This is a genomic window from Lacinutrix sp. Hel_I_90 (assembly GCF_000934685.1).
Taxonomy (GTDB): Bacteria; Bacteroidota; Bacteroidia; order Flavobacteriales; family Flavobacteriaceae; genus Lacinutrix.
In genome coordinates this window covers 3,714,550-3,731,423 of record NZ_JYNQ01000001.1, presented here as the reverse complement: position 1 = coordinate 3,731,423, position 16,874 = coordinate 3,714,550, and the positions used below count along the sequence as shown (strand labels likewise).

Sequence of the window (16,874 nt, the reverse complement as noted above, 5' to 3'; positions counted from 1 at the left end):
TATATTTGTTGAAAACCAAAACCTCATGGATACCTTTCTAAACTTTCTATCAAATAGCTCTTGGTGGCTATGGGTTCTCATTGTATTAGTAATAGTAGTACTTCGCGATGTCATACAAAGAAAACACACCATAAGTCATAACTTTCCAGTTGTAGGACATTTACGTTATTTATTTGAAAGCATAGGCCCTGAAATCCGCCAGTATTTTGTTGCTAATAACAGAGAAGAACTCCCTTTTAATCGCATAGAACGTAGTTGGGTTTATGCGTCGGCTAAAAGTGAAAATAATTATGAAGGCTTTGGCACCGATCGTGATATTTATGCACACCAGCATATTTTCATAAATAACGCCATGATTCCTTATAGGGTTCCCGATGATCATCCCAATGCAAAAGACAAACACTTTTTACCCTGTGCTAAAGTTATTGGTTTACATAATAAGCGCAGACGTCCTTTTCGACCAGCATCAGTTATTAATGTTTCTGCTATGAGTTTTGGCTCACTATCTGCCAGAGCCATAGATTCTTTAAATAAAGGTGTGCAAATGGCTGATGCCTATCATAACACTGGAGAAGGCGGTTTATCGCCTTACCACAAGAATGGAGCTGATGTTATTTTTCATTTTGGAACGGGTTACTTTGGCGTTCGTGCTGAAGATGGTGGTTTTTCTATGGAAAAGATGAAAAAATTAGTGGAAGAGCATCCATTTATTCGCGCAATAGAATTAAAATTATCTCAAGGTGCTAAGCCAGGAAAAGGCGGAGTACTTCCTGGCGCAAAGATCTCTCAGGAAATAGCAGATATTCGCGGTGTTGAAGTTGGCAAAGATGTGCTTTCACCTCCAAATCACAAAGCCTTTGATACCATTCCCGAAATGGTCGATTTTATTGAAGCCATTGCTGAAAACACCGGCTTACCTGTTGGTATCAAAGCGGCTATTGGTAAATTAGAACAATGGGAAGAACTAACAAATATTATGAAAACCACAGGCAAGGGTCCTGATTTTATTACCGTTGATGGTGGCGAAGGTGGCACAGGTGCGGCACCTCCTAGTTTTGCCGATCATGTAAGCTTGCCATGGGTATACGGATTTGGAGATTTATACAAATTATTTCAGAAAAAAGGATTAGAAGAACAAGTGGTTTTTATTGGGAGTGGTAAATTAGGTTTTCCAGGAAAAGCAGCTATGGCTTTTTCCATGGGTGTTGATATTATAAATGTGGCCCGGGAAGCCATGATGAGCATTGGCTGTATTCAAGCCCAAATATGCCATACTAATCGTTGTCCAAGCGGTGTTGCTACGCAAAGCAAATGGCTACAACGTGGTATTGATGTTCCTTTAAAATCGGAACGCTTGGCACAATACTTTAAGACCTTCAAGAAAGAATGTATTGAAATCACGCATGCTGCAGGTTACGAACACCCTTGCCAATTCAAAATGACCGATATTGAAGTTAATATCGACGATCATAACTTATCCAATGCACTAAGTGAAACGTATCAATACCAAAAAACACCAGTTCCTTTTCACGGTATGCAGGATTTGAAAGACTGCCAATACCTAGGTGGAAACACGTAAATAAAAAAGCCATTTCTCAATCAGAAATGGCTTGTAATTATTATACAATATTTACTTATTAACTATCTCTCATTAACTATCTCTCAATACATGTATTGTTACAGAAAGTGTTCTTATGACTCCCGACAAATCTGTAAATGTTCCGTTAATAGTAGCATCAATATAATTACCTACACTACCATAACTTGCCAAGTTTAGTTGTAAATTATTAGGAACAGCATAATCCATAGCGATACTTGTGGCTTCCAATCCAAACTGAGCTAAAGTATAATTACCAGGTGTTATGGATCCTAATCCAACATAAAACCACTCAGTGCCTGTTCCTGAGTTTAACGGTGCACTTATTGTAAAGCCTACCCCTTGTTGATTATCATTTGCATCTATATCTGTAATATAGTAATCTATTGGATTACTATCAACTTGTACACTAATATACTCGCTTATAGCATTACATGCTATAATATTACCAACGTTACTATTTGTAAAGTTAAATGTTACATCATTTGTAGTTTGAAACGTATCATAATCTATGCCTTCTAATGTGAAATCAAGAAGGGCAGGACATTGTAGTAACGAAAATGTAAATGCCCCATTTACCACTTGAACTGTTGCTAATTCATTTCCATAATCTAAAACGACATAACCATTTGTTACATTAACGTTAGAACAATCAACCAAATTACCTGTAACAGTTGTAGAAACGACTGAAGTCAATACGATGTTCCCTAAATTAGTGTTTATTGAAAAAGGACCTATTGTTGTAGTATACTCTATATCACCGCATTGATTAAATGCATTTAAGGTTAAAGTTTCATTTGCAGGTATTAAACCACAAATTTCGCCATTACCATTAGAACGTCCCACTCTTGGATAAGTAGCACCACTCCTCCACAATTCAACTTTCACATTAGACACTGGACTAGTTGCATTATCTACTAAATTTAGGCATAAGGTAACGGTAGGAAATTGTGCATCACAGTTCCACCATGAAAAGTGTGAAACTTCTCCAACGTACTTTCCTCCAACTAATATAGCTTCTCCATCTTCTACCCAATACCCATTGACCTCATCAAAATGCCATAACGGAATTATTGATGGCGCTACACCTGTTTGTGCTGGATCTAGTGGTAATTCAATTTCTGCAACACTTCCGTCTGCAATATTTAACTGTTGTCCAGCATCCCCTTTTAATTCAACGTTTATCATGCCATAGGTTTCTAAAACACGTGCTTCTCCATTTGCGTTTTCTGCCTGTAAATTCCCTGGCATAAGCGCTTCTACATTTGGGTTTGCAGGATCTAGATGGTATATATAAACAGCTACGTTACCAGAGTAAGCGTTACCATTTTCATCTTTAAAATTACCATCAAAACTTACTTTTGTCCCATTAGTTAAAGTAACGTTACTACTGTTTCCAGAAGCAACTGTACCCGCTAAATTTTCTGTAACCAACATTATTTCAATCTGGTTTGTACCTTGTGTAGGTACAACTGAACGCATTCCTTTTAGAAAACCAGGTTTTTTGGCTATGATAAATGCTTGCTTTTGTTTTACATCGGCATTATTTATAATAAACATCCCGTTTGCATCTGTTGATGCTACTTTCGTTCCTATGGTAACCACAGCGTTTTCAATGGGCAAATTTGCTTCATCAACAATTCTTCCCATAAAATCGCGTTGGATACTAGAACCTAAATCTAATCCTATTTCATTATTTTCTCCTGGAATAAAAGGATCGCTATTATTGTTTGGTTCACATGACATAAATAAGGCGCTTAAGACCAGTAGGAGGCTAAGCATAAATCTAAAACTTGTATTTGCAATTTTCATAATTTAAAATTTTAATTGTTTAACATTCTTTGTTTATAGATTTATATACACTTGCTTTCGTTTTTGTTACCCTAATTATTTCATTTTTTAAAAAATGAAGAACTGATATTCAGTAACTATTAAAACATCCCTTGTACAATAAAATAAAACGCATTAAGTTTGTCTTATATCTAAAAACACAACGTAATGGAAGACCAATTACTAAACTTACTAATGTTCGCTATACCCTCATTAATTGTTGGCGCAATCGCTTTTTTGTTCTTTAGAGAGCATATTCAAAATGAAGATAACAGACGTATGTTTTTAATTCATAAACAACTACAAAAAGAATCTTTACCTCAAAGATTACAAGCATACGAGCGTTTAACGCTGTTTTTAGAACGCATAAACCCAAACAAGTTATTAATAAGAATTACGCCTGCTTCGAGTAACAAAAACGACTACGAAGCACTACTAATTAATGGTATTGAACAGGAATTTGAGCATAATCTATCGCAACAGGTGTATATAAGTGAGAGTTGCTGGAGCATTATAAATGCCTCTAAAAGTGCAACAATACAACTGATACGAAAGGTTGGAATGAGCGATAAAATTGATACCGCTGAAAAACTTAGAGAGGCTGTTCTCACGGAAATGATGGACAAATCGGCACCTAGTAATGCTGGCTTATCCTATATAAAGAAAGAAGTTGGTGAACTTTGGCAGTAAACCTAAACCTTTTTTATTTTCTTTAAAGAATCACTATCATCCATAGATTGACCTTTGTCGTGCTTGCTTTCTGCATAATGAAAACCTTCCTGCCACCACTTTTCCATTAAACTTTTATTAAATATCAATGAGTTTTCGGTTAGTTTTGAGGGCGTATAATATAAATTTAATTTGACGTTTCTGTATTCGGCAGCTAATTTACCAATCGCTATATCTCCTTTTTCTACCTGATCTAATAAATGACCAAATAAACTAATCATCAAAGAAAATGGGTTTTTACCCAGTACTTTATTATAATCCAGTTCTTCACTTTCTAAAACGATAGCATCAATTTCTGTCGCACCACGTCTTATGGCTTCTCGAATAGGGATTACACAGCCCAAACCGCCATCTGCATATTCAAAGCCGTTTTTTTTCACTAAAGACATAAACGGAATATAATTACAGGAAATCCAGATCCAATCGCAGAATTCTTCGTAATCAAAATCATTTATCGATTTGTATTCTGTTCTATTTTTAGACAAATTGGCAACAGTTACCACAACATCTTCCTTTGTAGCACGTATACGATCATATTCTTCTTTAGTAAAGTTCTTTTTAATATGCCTATGTAGATTTTTACTTTCACCAAACGTCCGTTTCTTCTTTATAAACTGAAGTGCCGTATTAATGTAATTAATAGAGACATACTCTCTACCTTTTTTCTTTTTAACGACGAAAGGATTAACACTAAAGATAGAATGCTGATTGACGTGGGTAAAAATATCATATAATTTACCGATGTCTTGAACAGCCAAATGCGGAATCAACAAACTCCCGGTTGATGTTCCCAGAAACATGTCATAATTCTTACCTTTCTGCTCAATAAGATATTGTGCCACGCCGCCAGCAAATGCGCCTTTACTTCCTCCTCCAGAAATTACTAATGCTTTCATTCTAATACTTCTAATTGACTACTTTTTTCATTGGTACGTTTTGCAAAATTGAATCCGCTTTCCCACCATCTTGTCATTTTCTCCTTATCAAATATTAATGAATTTGTTGTAAGCACTGTGGGTGTGTAATAGAAATTTATTATTGCATCATTATTGGAAGCAACAAATTTCCCTATTCTTATATTCTGACTCTCAATTCTATCTAACATGAAATTAAACATGTTTGTAAGTAATGAAAATGCATTTAGCGACGGCATTCTATTAAGCTGAGAGACTTCTGTTTGTAAGACAATCGCGTCTATTTCTGTGGCTCCTCGCTTTATCGCTTCCTCGATGGGCACCATAGAGCCTAATCCACCATCTGCATACTCACAGCCATTTTTCTTAACCAGTGTCATGAAAGGCGTATAATTACATGAGATCCATGTCCAGTCACAAAACTCTTCGTAATCACAATCTTTAATTGATTTATATTCAATTTGATTTAGTGATAAATTAGAAACGGTAACAACTATTTCAACATCACTCTGCTTTAATTTTTCAAATTCTGCTTCAGAAGTCACACTTTTTATTAGGCTTCTTAAATTATAGCTTTCTCCAAAGGTTTTACTTCCCTTTATAAAATTTTTTAAAATATTAAAATGATTTATCCCTATGGTTTCAACACCTCTTTTTTTATTTATCTTAAATGGACATAGACTAAAGATGCTACCTTGTGTGACACTGGTGTAAATGGTTTTAATTTCCTCAACTTTATTTAATGCCAAATGCGACACCAATAAACTCCCTGTAGAAGTCCCAATAAAAAGATCGTAATTATTATTTTTTTGCTCAATAAGATATTGCGCTACACCTCCCGCAAATGCGCCTTTACTTCCTCCTCCAGAAATGACTAGTGCTCTCATAAATCTCTTTTGTCATTCCCATAGCTATGGGAATCTTATTACTTTTTTTGTTCGGTCTGCAAATTAGCAATTATCTGCTCATATCGCTCATCTTCTGAAAGTCTTTCTAATAATTCCTTGGCAAAACTTTTAAAGCGCCAGTTATGATGCGTTGTAGCTGCTACCAAATGCTTTAACGCAACAGCATTGAACGCATTAATTGCTTCTAAATATTTAAAGGCGTTTTCACGTAATTGAAATCCGTACAACGGTGAAGTGTAGGCCACCAATTCATCATAATACTCTCGTTTTTTATCCTCGTTATAGTCTTGAGTATTCAAGGCTAAAACCAACCAAAGTGTTCTTACATTTTTAGCATTAAAACCAATAACATCTTTAGTTTGGTCTAAATATTTTTTTCGCGCATCTGGAAAATTAGACCATAAATTATATAAAGCCGTTTCTACGGTGACGTAAGATTTATCTTCTAAGAGTGATTCGTAGTCAGTTTTTAATTCAGAAGGAATTTCACTTAAATTTTGTGCAATGACTTGACGTACTTGTAATTCTTTAGATTGAAAGGCCTCTGTTACTAAACTTGCGTACATTGGATACTTGGGTTTCTGCAAGAGCTTAGTGACAACAGCGCTTTGAACAGGATAATAACCATCGGGCAACTTATGAACCAAACTAGAAGGAATAATGTCGTCATTGTCGTCCTTTTTATAGCTTAAATAAGGGCTTTCTTCCATGGCAAGCAAAAAAGAAGTCATTTCATTTTTCTCTAATGCAAAACGCATTTCTTTTTCTGGTAACACAGCGGAAGTCAACCATTGTAATACAAAGGTCGTTAAGTCTTGCCCTGAAGCTTTTTCAACTTCAGCTATAAAATCTTCCGTTTGCACATTTTTAAAAGCGTAGGTCTCCAAATAATTTTTTACCGCTTTCTTAAAAGCCACTTCTCCTATTTTCATATGCAACATGTGTAAAGCCCAAGCGCCTTTTTTGTAAAAGGTGGTGCTACTCGCTTTTGGATCTAACAAAGCCGTTGCTTGTTCAGCTCGTTCCTGCTCCAATAACTCTTGTGCATATTCATATAAGCGCCAATAATAGTAATCGTCACCAAAAATATCGCGTTCTGCTAATAAGGCGTAATAGGTTGCGAAACCTTCCTGTAACCAATGGTGTTTACCCTCAGTTTCTGTGACTAAATTGCCAAACCATTGGTGTGCGAGTTCGTGTGCATTCACATTTACGTAGTTTTTATCTACAAAAGAGGTCTCGTCAATCATGAAATCGTCACTAAAAATAGTAAGACTGGTATTTTCCATCCCCGAATACAAAAAGTCTTTTACGGGCACTTGCTTGTAATTTTGCCAAGGATACGGCACGCCAATGTCTTCTTCAAGAAAGTCGAATAGCTGTTTTGTATAACGGTATGTGGGTTCTACTTTGGCAGAATCTTCAGGATAATAATAGAGTTTTATTGGAATACCGCTTTTTGAGGTGAGTTCTTTTTTATTGTATTTACCAATGGCTAACGCTACAAGATAGCTTGACATTGGTTTTTGCATATCGTAGTGCCACACTGTTGTGCTTTCACCTATATCCTTATTGATAAGCTTTCCATTAGCCAAAACTTCATAACCATTGGCATAAGTGATTGACAAATCGAATTCAATTTTATCATTCATATCATCTATACTTGGCAACCAATTACTCGTGTACTTTCCTTGGCCTTGGCTCCAAATCTGAGCATTATCTTCTTCAGCAACTATAAAATAGAGTGCTTTGCTAGGTTGCGTTATCCATGCAATCTCTAGAGTATGTTTAGTTTTAGGTTTGAAATCATGTTTTATTATCACATGTTTTCCATCGTATAAAGAATCTATAATCGTCCCATTAAGTCTGTATTCAATGCTCTCAAAATTGTTGGCATTAACAAATATAGAATCACTAGCTTCCAATACTACAAACTCATAGGTGATAAAACCCAATACTTGATTAGCACCGCTATTATCAAAAGCCACTTCTGCTTTTGCCTTTACAAAATCAACATAATCCGTTTGCTGTCCTTCCACAGAAAAACACAGAAAAGCAATAACAATAATAAACAGTTGTTTCATAAGTAGATTTGAACAAGGATTAGACCAAAATACGATTTTTTGTCAGTTCGCGTAAAATTTGTTTTTCACAAATTTGGTATCGTGAACAAAATCAATAAAACATAAGACTTTTCGATACCTTTTTCTAATACTTTGCAAAACACGAGAAGTGACAAGAAACTTCTTTCACTTTACCCCAAAATACATTAAATTCGTCCACTTATGGCTACCAATCTTCAAACACCCATAGATTATTTAAAAGGTGTTGGACCAAATCGTGCCGATTTGCTCCGAAAGGAACTTGGTATTCATACCTATCAAGATTTGATTAATCTGTTTCCTAATCGCTATCTCGATCGCACGCAGTACTATAAAATCAATCAGTTGAACACCAACACTGCCGAAGTACAGGTCATTGGAAAAATCACTGGGTTTAAAGAGGTCGCTCAAAAAAAAGGCAAACGTTTAGTGGCCAATTTTCAAGATGAGACTGGAACCATGGAACTCGTTTGGTTTCGTGGTCAAAAATGGATCAAAGAGGGTTTAAAAGTCAATATCCCTTATGTTATTTTCGGGAAGGTCAATGTCTTTGGAGGCAAGTTTAATATGGCACATCCCGATACCGAGTTATTAGTGGAGCATGAGCAAAATTTACGTTCATCGCTACAGGCTATTTACCCGTCTACAGAGAAGCTCTCCAATAAGGGCATTACCAATCGTGTCATGGCAAAAATCATGCAAAATCTCTTCTTGGAAACGGGTGGGAAATTTGCTGAAACGCTACCCGAGAACATGCGTGAGGAATTAAAATTAGTTTCAAAATCTAAAGCCCTTTTTAATATTCATTTTCCTCTCGATTCTGAGTCTCTTTTTAAAGCGGAATTCAGGCTTAAATTTGAAGAATTATTTTACATTCAACTGCAATTAATTTTAAAAAATTTAATCCATAAATCAAAAATAAAAGGCTTTCCTTTTGAAAAAGTAGGCTCCTATTTTAATACCTTTTTTAAAGAGCATTTACCCTTCGAATTAACCAATGCTCAAAAAAGAGTGTTGAAAGAAATTCGCCAGGATTTAGGTAACAATGCCCAAATGAATCGTTTGCTGCAAGGCGATGTAGGTTCTGGCAAGACCATAGTGGCGCTTATGTCGATGCTTATAGCTCTTGATAATGGTTTTCAAGCCTGTTTAATGGCACCAACGGAAATCTTATCAATCCAACACTATAACGGATTAAAAGAACTGTGTAGCAATCTCAACATCACTATTAAACTCCTCACGGGCTCTAGTAAAACCTCAGAACGTCGTAAGATTCACGACATGCTTGAAAACGGAGAGTTAGACATCTTAATAGGCACGCATGCACTCATAGAGGATAAGGTAAAGTTTAAGAATTTAGGATTGGCAATTATCGATGAGCAACACCGTTTTGGTGTGAAACAACGGTCTAAACTATGGAAAAAAAACAGCTTACCGCCTCACGTTTTGGTCATGACCGCGACCCCCATTCCGCGTACCTTAGCCATGTCTGTTTATGGTGATTTAGACATCTCTATTATTGACGAATTACCACCAGGTAGAAAGGCCATAAAAACGGTACATCGTTACGACTCCAATCGTCTTAAAGTGTTCCGCTTTATTCGCGATGAGATTGCTAAAAAAAGGCAGGTTTATATGGTCTATCCTCTAATACAGGAAAGTGCGCAAATGGACTACAAAGATTTAATGGATGGCTACGAAAGTATCTCTAGAGAGTTTCCAATGCCAGAGTATCAAATTTCTATTGTTCATGGCAAAATGAAACCTGCAGATAAAGAGTTTGAAATGCAACGCTTTATAAAAGGCGAAACACAAATTATGGTCGCCACTACGGTCATTGAGGTTGGTGTAAATGTTCCCAATGCCTCGGTAATGATTATTGAAAGTGCAGAACGTTTTGGCTTATCACAACTCCATCAATTAAGAGGTCGTGTTGGTCGCGGTGCAGAACAGAGTTACTGTATTTTAATGACGAGTCATAAACTCTCTGAAAACAGTAAAACGCGCTTGCAAACGATGGTGCGTACCAACGATGGTTTTGAAATTGCTGAAGTCGATTTGCGTTTACGAGGTCCTGGCGATATTATGGGTACTCAGCAAAGTGGTGTGTTAAATCTTCGGATTGCAGATATCATAAAAGATAACGATATTTTAAAACTCGCACGTGACCATGCGAAAAAGCTTTTAGAAAAAGACCCCTCTCTAGGCCATCCTGAAAACGCAGTTGTTATAGAGACTTACAGGCAAATGAGTAAGTATAAAAATATATGGAATTATATTTCATAAGCTATGAAAACAATTAAAACAGACGTTCTCATTATTGGTGCTGGCTTAACTGGTCTCACACTCGCCTACTACCTTAAAAATAGTAATCTCTCTGTTACTATTGTTGAAGCACGTACTATACTTGGCGGCCGTATTAAAACACAATACAATACAAATCAAGCGCCTATTGAGTTAGGAGCCACCTGGCTTATTGATCAACAAGTTTCTGCTTTATCTCTATTAAAAGCACTCGACGTTCCTGTTTTTGAACAACAATATGGCACGACAGCCATTTATCACCCTACCGCTTCGCAAGCACCTCAACTTGTACAACTACCCTTAAATAATTCAGTAAGCTATCGTGTTAAAGGGGGGACTTACGCTATTATTGGGGCTTTAGCAGAACGGCTTTCAGAAAATACCGTTCAGTACAATCAAAACATCCAAACAATTAAACTAGTGGCTGATGGTCTAGAAGCAAGTACAACTAATGCGAAATACCATTGTAATCATGTGGTCTCTACAATACCACCATTGCTCTTTTCTAAACGTATAAGAACAGTACCCGCTTTACCAAACGACATTCAAGAACTACTATTAAATACACATACCTGGATGCATGATGCTATTCGAATAGGTTTTACGTATAAAACCGCCTTTTGGCAAACCAAAGACTCTAGCAGTACAATTTACAGCAATGTCGGTCCCATTAACGAATTTTACGACCATTCTAATGCAGATGGCAACTTACAGGCCTTAAGTGGTTTCATGAACGCCTCTTTTTTTAAACACACTAAAGCAGAACGAAAAGCAATAGCAATAAAACAATTACAAGGCTATTATGGTGATATTGCTTTAGATTTTGAATGCTATGAAGAATGTGTTTGGAAGGCTGAAAAATACACCACCATAGAAAGTGATAAGACCTTAATGCCACAAACGAATAACGGACACCCATTATATCAAAAAACACAATTAAACAATAGGCTGTTTATTGCTGGCGCTGAAACCTGTTCTGTATTCCCAGGTAAGATGGAAGGCGCAATCACTAGCGCAGGTCGTGTTTATGAGCAATTAAAAGCATTATACAAGCTATAATACGGCATCTTTTAAATGTTGGAAAGACATAACCCGTCCATTATAATTATCTTTGTCAAATAATAAAAGTCTATACTCATGAGTATGTTACATCTTAAACTAGAAACGGATCCACGCTGGGTAACTATTGTAGAATCTAATATTGAAGAAATCCTGACGGATCATGCCTGGTGTGAGCAAAAAGCAGCTACTAATGCCATTACTATAATTACAAATAATAGTGAACATGAAGAGCTAGTAACAGAGTTACTAAAATTGGCTCAAGAAGAACTAGAACATTTCCAGATGGTGCATGAGATTATCAAAGCCCGAGGTTATACTTTAGGCCGTGAACGCAAAGACCACTACGTAAATCAATTGTATAAGTTTATGAATAAAGGCGGCAGCAGACTCCAAAGTTTTGTAGATCGTTTATTGTTTTCTGCTATGATAGAAGCCCGTAGTTGTGAACGTTTCAAACTTTTATCACAGCGTATTAAAGATCCAGAATTAGCACAATTTTATCATGATTTAATGATAAGTGAAGCAGGTCATTACACCACCTTTATCACCTTTGCCCGGAAATACGGAAAAGGAATTGATGTCGATAAACGTTGGCAAGAATTGGTTGCTTTTGAAGGTGAACTGATTAAAAGCTATGGAAAAAGCGAAACCATTCACGGATAAAAAACGAGTTGAAAGTCTCTGTATTCAGTTTGCAGTTGCCCACTAAGACGAGTAAGCAGGTTGTAAGAATTGTAGATAACATAAGATGATTTTAACTTTTTATTGAGATAACTACCTAGTTATTAGCCTTAAATTTGATAAAAAGAAACAAGGTTTCCCTTCTTCACAGGAATGACCAGATAAATTATGAAAGCATTAGCTCTACTCCTATTAATCATAACAACTATGGCAACAACTACTATTTTTGACTTTACAAAAGATTCAGACCTTTCTAACTGGCGCATTGTTGATGATGTGGTTATGGGCGGACGGTCAAACGGATATTTTTCTATAAATGAAGACGGTCACGCGATCTTTAGGGGTAAAATCTCTCTGGAAAATAACGGTGGTTTTTCTTCTGTGCGTTATGATACGAAAGCGATAAATGTTACTAATTACACCAAAGTTTGTATTCGGCTAAAAGGTGATGGTAAACCGTATCAGTTTAGAGTTAAAGCAGACAGCCGAAAACGTTACTCGTATATTACCTCTTTTGAAACCTCTGGTACCTGGGAAACGATTACTATTGATTTAAAAGACCTATACCCTGCCTTTAGAGGAAGAACATTAGACTACCCTAATTTTGATAAAGATACTATTGACGAGTTGGCCTTTTTAATTGGCAATAAAAAAGAAGAAGCTTTTGAATTGCTCATTGATAAGATTGAGTTACAGTAATGCTCTTGAAACATTCGCTCGTTTAGAACACTAAAAAATAGCTTGTATTTATAGCACAGTCTATAAGTACATACATATCATGTCTAAAACCAGCCAAATAACCATTAGAGAAATTGAATTAAAAGACATTGATTTGATTGCTAAGTATTGGTTAGAGTCTGACCCCGATTTCTTAGTTGGTATGGGCGTAGACCTAAACAAACTCCCCAAGCGGAGTGATCTAACTCAAATGCTAAGCAAACAAATAGAGACACCAATCACTCAAAAAACAGCTTACGCGCTCATTTGGGAACTCAATAAAACAGCCATTGGTCACTCTAACGTCAGTCCGTTAGTCTATGGCCAACAAGCCACAATGCACTTACATTTATGGCATTCTGAAAACCGAAAAAAAGGTCTGGGCACTTTATTGATTAAACAATCGCTTCCCTTCTATTTTGAGCGATTAGCTCTTAAAGCACTCATATGCGAACCTTATGCTTTTAACCCTGCACCAAATAAAACGCTGGAAAAAGTGGGGTTTACCTTTATAAAAAAATACAAAACCATTCCAGGCCCCTTAAATTCTGAACAAGAGGTAAACCGTTGGGAACTGACCCGTGAACAGTATGACGCTATTTATGCTTAGCTATTTAAGCTACACGTTTAGTTTATTGTGCGCTAAGTAAGGCGATAACATTACTTTTATAGGTTTTTCCAATAGGGATAGTATACGCGCCACTAGTGATGCGATTGCCTTCAACGTTATTAATATGCTGTTTAGAAACCACCAACGATTTATGCACTTGAATAAATTCAGCCATGGTAACACGTGTTGCTTTATTAACCACTTTAAAAAACGCTCAAAATTAAAAGGCTATAAAAGATAGTCAGTAATATTCAGCTCATACTTTTCAAATGTCTATTGTTTATAGGCGGTCGTTACATGAACAAAACAAAGGAGACAGAACCAAATAAAACCAAACAACATCAAGAAAAACATACCATTTATTACTAGTTCGCGTCTAATTCTAAATCCCGAAGCATTTGGACTTGCTAATTTTAAAACTGTTTGAAGAGCGACAGGTTCATTTTGTATTTGCTATATTAGGCGCTTAAAACGGTACAACTCATCTTATGCCGACCATTAACACCAATTCTAGAGTCCTTTTTAAACGCTATTTAATTTATAAAACATGAGTGATGCATTAAATATTTGTTTGCCTTGCGGATTCTGTTGTGACGGTACCTTAATTGGTTATGTGCAGCTGGACCGTGAAGAGCTACCAGTATTGCGTGAATTAATGGAAATAGAGGATTCCAATGATAACGGCTTTTTTCTTCAACCTTGCAAAAACTCTTGTGATGGTTGCACTATCTATTCACAAAGACCAAAACAATGTGCCAGTTTTAAATGTGGCCTTTTAAAATCCGTGGAACAAAAGGAATTGAATTTTGATTCGGCAATTGAAATCATTAACCTAGTTAAACAAAAAAAGATCGCCATAGAAAAAAAACTAGATTTACTACCGTTTGAACTACAATCTCAATCATTTCATTTTAAAATGGCCGAATTGAAAAAGGTAATACGCGAAAACAAAGCTGAATCATCATCACCGCAAAACCATCTCGAATTAATATCGGATCTTGAGCAGCTCGATGTACTGTTGTCACAAAAATTTGGTGTTTCGCTGTATTAAAAATATGGATTAAACAAAAGAACGCGTAACATTACTTTTACTTAAAACAGTTATGAATAACACCCGCCTAGACAACCTATAATTCACACCACTTCCGCTATGGCGTTTCTGTGAAGTGTTATTGGTTTTTTTAGTTATAGCATTTACGACACGAATGGATTAACACTAAGCGCGCCATAAAAAAGCACATAATTAATTTCGAGTTCTAGTCTGCTTTAGAAAATCCTGACAGTTTTTTTTACCTATCAGCAAGCAGGTTCAAATTGTATTTGCTAAATTAGTGGCTTAAGCCTAGAACTTTAAGTACAAGCCGATAAACCCATTTAATTATGGAGAAAAACGAAAAATTAAACGAACAGATTTTAGAAATAATAAAAAATTAACTCAAAAACATCAATCCCCCCGAGACTAAAGTAACCTACGATAGATTATTAAAACAAGGCTTTACTAATTTACAAACCAGACAAATGATGGGGCTATGTTTAGCAGTTGAATTATTTGATGTTATAAAAATGGGGAAAACGTATAATAGTGGCAGATATATTAAAAATTTAAAAAAGCTCCCTGGAGAGCCATTTAATTAAAATTATGAAAATAGAGTTGACAAAAAAAGAATATAAGACGCTGCTTAGTATTATGTATTGTGGCGAATGGTTATTAAATAGTCACAAAACAAGTGAGGACAACCTCTCAAAAGAGACTGATAATTTAGAGCAAAATATTTTTTCATTTGCAAAAGATGCCGGATTAGAAAAATGGATAGAATATGACGCCAAAATGGGAAAATACTTTCCAACGGCAGATATGGATGATGACATACACGAATTCATTGATAGTTATAACTTAAGACAAAAAATAGAATAAAGTTAGTGCCTAATATTGCTTTTGTATTTCATTTAAAACTATTATACTTTGTATCTAGTTAACGCTCTAAAAATCCTAGCGAATCTTAAGCCGTAAAAACAGATACAAACCGTTAGGCATAAATTAAAACAGAAACTAATGCAAAAAATAAGTAGTACTAAAATAACAGAAGCGCATCGCAAAGAGTTATATCGTGCCATGTTGTTACTTGAAAACCCAAGCATTGCAGCGAAAATCACCAATTTCATTGGAAAACCTATTGAGAAGGGATTAGAAATGTTACCAGCAAGTTGGCATGAAAAAATAGGAGCGGTAACACAGGCATCGTTGTTAAAAGCAACAGATGCTGCTATATATACCATGAAGGACAAACCCAACGAAGGTTCTTCAAATTGGTGGCATAAAATTGGAGTTGCTGTTTCTGGTGGTGCTGGCGGCTTTTTTGGGTTACCAGCGCTAGCTTTAGAGCTTCCCATTTCTACCACTATAATGTTAAGGTCAATTGCGGATATCGCAAGGGCTGAAGGAGAATCAATCCATGATATTCAAACAAAACTAGCCTGTTTGGAAGTTTTTGCTTTAGGCGGGGAAAACAAGTTAGATGATGCAACCGAAAGTGGCTATTTTGTTATTAGAGCTGCTTTAGCTAAATCAGTATCAGAAGCAACAGAATTTTTAGCGGCAAAGACATTAGCAGAAGAAGGTGCGCCAGCGCTAATTCGATTTATTATTAATATCGCTGAACGGTTCAGTATTCAAGTCACAGAAAAGGTTGCTGCTCAAGCTATTCCTGCAATCGGGGCTGTAGGTGGCGTAATTATAAACAGCATATTTATTGATCATTTTCAAGATATGGCAAAAGGTCATTTCGTTGTTAGAAGACTAGAAAGAATATATGGGCAGGAAGACATAAAATATTTATATGGTGAAATGCTAAAATTGAAATAAAAAGCAATGCCTAACAAAAGTATTCACAAAACACTGTAACATCAATCTTTATTAAAATAGTATTTAGCTCAAAGTTTGAAAAATAAAAAATAGCTTTACTAAAGTTAGTCGAAGCATTGAAACTGTAAATAGCAGTGCAGCCTTATTTACACGTAATGTGTGTCGTTAAAATGAATAATAGTGCAAGAATGGTCCAGACTGGCCGCAACTCTTGTATATTGCATTAATACATTATTATTATATTTTTATGAAACTAAACTTATTGTCTTGTGATGCGCAACGGCCAGATAAAAGAGCGATAGCCAATTGTATTGCAGAGATTTCATCTAACATCAATGAATCTTTGTCCAATGAGCTTACAGACATACTCTTAGAAGGAGACGCTGTAGCTATTGAGGTGAATGATAAAAACTCTGGTTCTGCCTTAAGAGCTTTAAGAAAACTAAGTATTGACTACGAAATTATAGAATAAACCCACTGACTAGCAAAAATTTTTTCTTAATATCTCAAAATAATTACCCCACCTAGCACTTAACACTAACAGGAGTACAACACCT

16 protein-coding genes are annotated in these 16,874 nt (G+C 35.9%); 11 read left to right on the top strand and 5 right to left on the bottom strand.

Annotated elements, in window-relative coordinates:
• Positions 1-25: 25 nt before the first annotated feature.
• Positions 26-1,579 (top strand): FMN-binding glutamate synthase family protein, encoded by a 1,554-nt coding sequence (locus tag GQ46_RS16670; protein WP_044404201.1) that lies wholly within the window; start codon positions 26-28, stop codon positions 1,577-1,579.
• Positions 1,580-1,651: 72 nt separating this feature from the next.
• Here the strand turns inward: GQ46_RS16670 and GQ46_RS16665 are convergent, their stop codons facing one another.
• Entirely contained in the window at positions 1,652-3,409 is a 1,758-nt protein-coding gene (locus GQ46_RS16665; RefSeq protein WP_044404199.1) for a hypothetical protein, read from the bottom strand.
• A 186-nt stretch (positions 3,410-3,595) separates the two neighbouring features.
• Here GQ46_RS16665 and GQ46_RS16660 point away from each other — a divergent pair, with 186 nt between their 5' ends.
• Positions 3,596-4,117: a hypothetical protein gene (locus tag GQ46_RS16660; protein WP_044404197.1), complete on the top strand. Its 522-nt coding sequence runs from the start codon at positions 3,596-3,598 to the stop codon at positions 4,115-4,117.
• Positions 4,118-4,119: 2 nt separating this feature from the next.
• Here GQ46_RS16660 and GQ46_RS16655 read toward each other — a convergent pair whose 3' ends face one another.
• Genes GQ46_RS16655 through GQ46_RS16645 form a run of 3 tightly spaced genes read right to left on the bottom strand, consistent with a single transcriptional unit; the run spans position 4,120 to position 8,062 of the window.
• Positions 4,120-5,052: a patatin family protein gene (locus GQ46_RS16655; protein WP_044404195.1), complete on the bottom strand. Its 933-nt coding sequence runs from the start codon at positions 5,050-5,052 to the stop codon at positions 4,120-4,122.
• Positions 5,049-5,957, bottom strand: coding sequence for a patatin family protein (locus GQ46_RS16650; RefSeq protein WP_044404193.1), 909 nt, complete (start codon positions 5,955-5,957; stop codon positions 5,049-5,051). Before GQ46_RS16650 ends, GQ46_RS16655 begins: the two co-directional genes overlap by 4 nt.
• A 38-nt stretch (positions 5,958-5,995) precedes the next feature.
• Positions 5,996-8,062, bottom strand: coding sequence for a M1 family metallopeptidase (locus GQ46_RS16645; RefSeq protein ID WP_044404191.1), 2,067 nt, complete (start codon positions 8,060-8,062; stop codon positions 5,996-5,998).
• Between the two features lie 201 nt (positions 8,063-8,263).
• On the opposite strand from GQ46_RS16645, the gene recG reads away from it, so the two are divergent.
• The 5 genes from recG to GQ46_RS16620 all read left to right on the top strand — a co-directional run bounded on the left by recG (position 8,264) and on the right by GQ46_RS16620 (position 13,454).
• Entirely contained in the window at positions 8,264-10,366 is a 2,103-nt protein-coding gene (recG, locus tag GQ46_RS16640) for an ATP-dependent DNA helicase RecG (RefSeq protein WP_044404189.1), read from the top strand.
• 3 nt (positions 10,367-10,369) lie between these two features.
• Positions 10,370-11,443 (top strand): FAD-dependent oxidoreductase, encoded by a 1,074-nt coding sequence (locus GQ46_RS16635; RefSeq protein ID WP_044404187.1) that lies wholly within the window; start codon positions 10,370-10,372, stop codon positions 11,441-11,443.
• A gap of 84 nt (positions 11,444-11,527) precedes the next feature.
• Positions 11,528-12,109, top strand: a complete 582-nt coding sequence (locus tag GQ46_RS16630) for a tRNA-(ms[2]io[6]A)-hydroxylase (protein ID WP_044404184.1) — start codon at positions 11,528-11,530, stop codon at positions 12,107-12,109.
• Between the two features lie 186 nt (positions 12,110-12,295).
• Complete coding sequence (locus GQ46_RS16625; RefSeq protein ID WP_044404182.1) at positions 12,296-12,826, top strand: CIA30 family protein; 531 nt, start codon at positions 12,296-12,298, stop codon at positions 12,824-12,826.
• Positions 12,827-12,905: 79 nt separating this feature from the next.
• On the top strand, positions 12,906-13,454 hold the full coding sequence (locus GQ46_RS16620; protein WP_044404180.1) for a GNAT family N-acetyltransferase: 549 nt from the start codon (positions 12,906-12,908) through the stop codon (positions 13,452-13,454).
• Positions 13,455-13,476: 22 nt separating this feature from the next.
• Here GQ46_RS16620 and GQ46_RS16615 read toward each other — a convergent pair whose 3' ends face one another.
• The gene (locus tag GQ46_RS16615) at positions 13,477-13,629 is read right to left on the bottom strand and encodes a hypothetical protein (RefSeq protein ID WP_156133273.1); all 153 of its coding nucleotides are present in this window, start codon (positions 13,627-13,629) and stop codon (positions 13,477-13,479) included.
• Between the two features lie 372 nt (positions 13,630-14,001).
• Between GQ46_RS16615 and GQ46_RS16610 the strand changes: the two genes are divergently transcribed.
• The 4 genes from GQ46_RS16610 (at position 14,002) to GQ46_RS16595 (ending at position 16,789) form a co-directional block, all read left to right on the top strand.
• Positions 14,002-14,505 carry a YkgJ family cysteine cluster protein gene (locus tag GQ46_RS16610; RefSeq protein ID WP_044404176.1) on the top strand — a complete coding sequence of 168 codons (504 nt, stop codon included), beginning with the start codon at positions 14,002-14,004 and terminating at the stop codon, positions 14,503-14,505.
• Positions 14,506-15,093: 588 nt separating this feature from the next.
• Positions 15,094-15,369: a hypothetical protein gene (locus GQ46_RS16605; RefSeq protein WP_052503515.1), complete on the top strand. Its 276-nt coding sequence runs from the start codon at positions 15,094-15,096 to the stop codon at positions 15,367-15,369.
• A gap of 138 nt (positions 15,370-15,507) precedes the next feature.
• On the top strand, positions 15,508-16,317 hold the full coding sequence (locus tag GQ46_RS16600) for an EcsC family protein (protein WP_044404174.1): 810 nt from the start codon (positions 15,508-15,510) through the stop codon (positions 16,315-16,317).
• A gap of 247 nt (positions 16,318-16,564) precedes the next feature.
• Positions 16,565-16,789 carry a hypothetical protein gene (locus GQ46_RS16595; RefSeq protein ID WP_044404172.1) on the top strand — a complete coding sequence of 75 codons (225 nt, stop codon included), beginning with the start codon at positions 16,565-16,567 and terminating at the stop codon, positions 16,787-16,789.
• Positions 16,790-16,874: the final 85 nt, after the last annotated feature.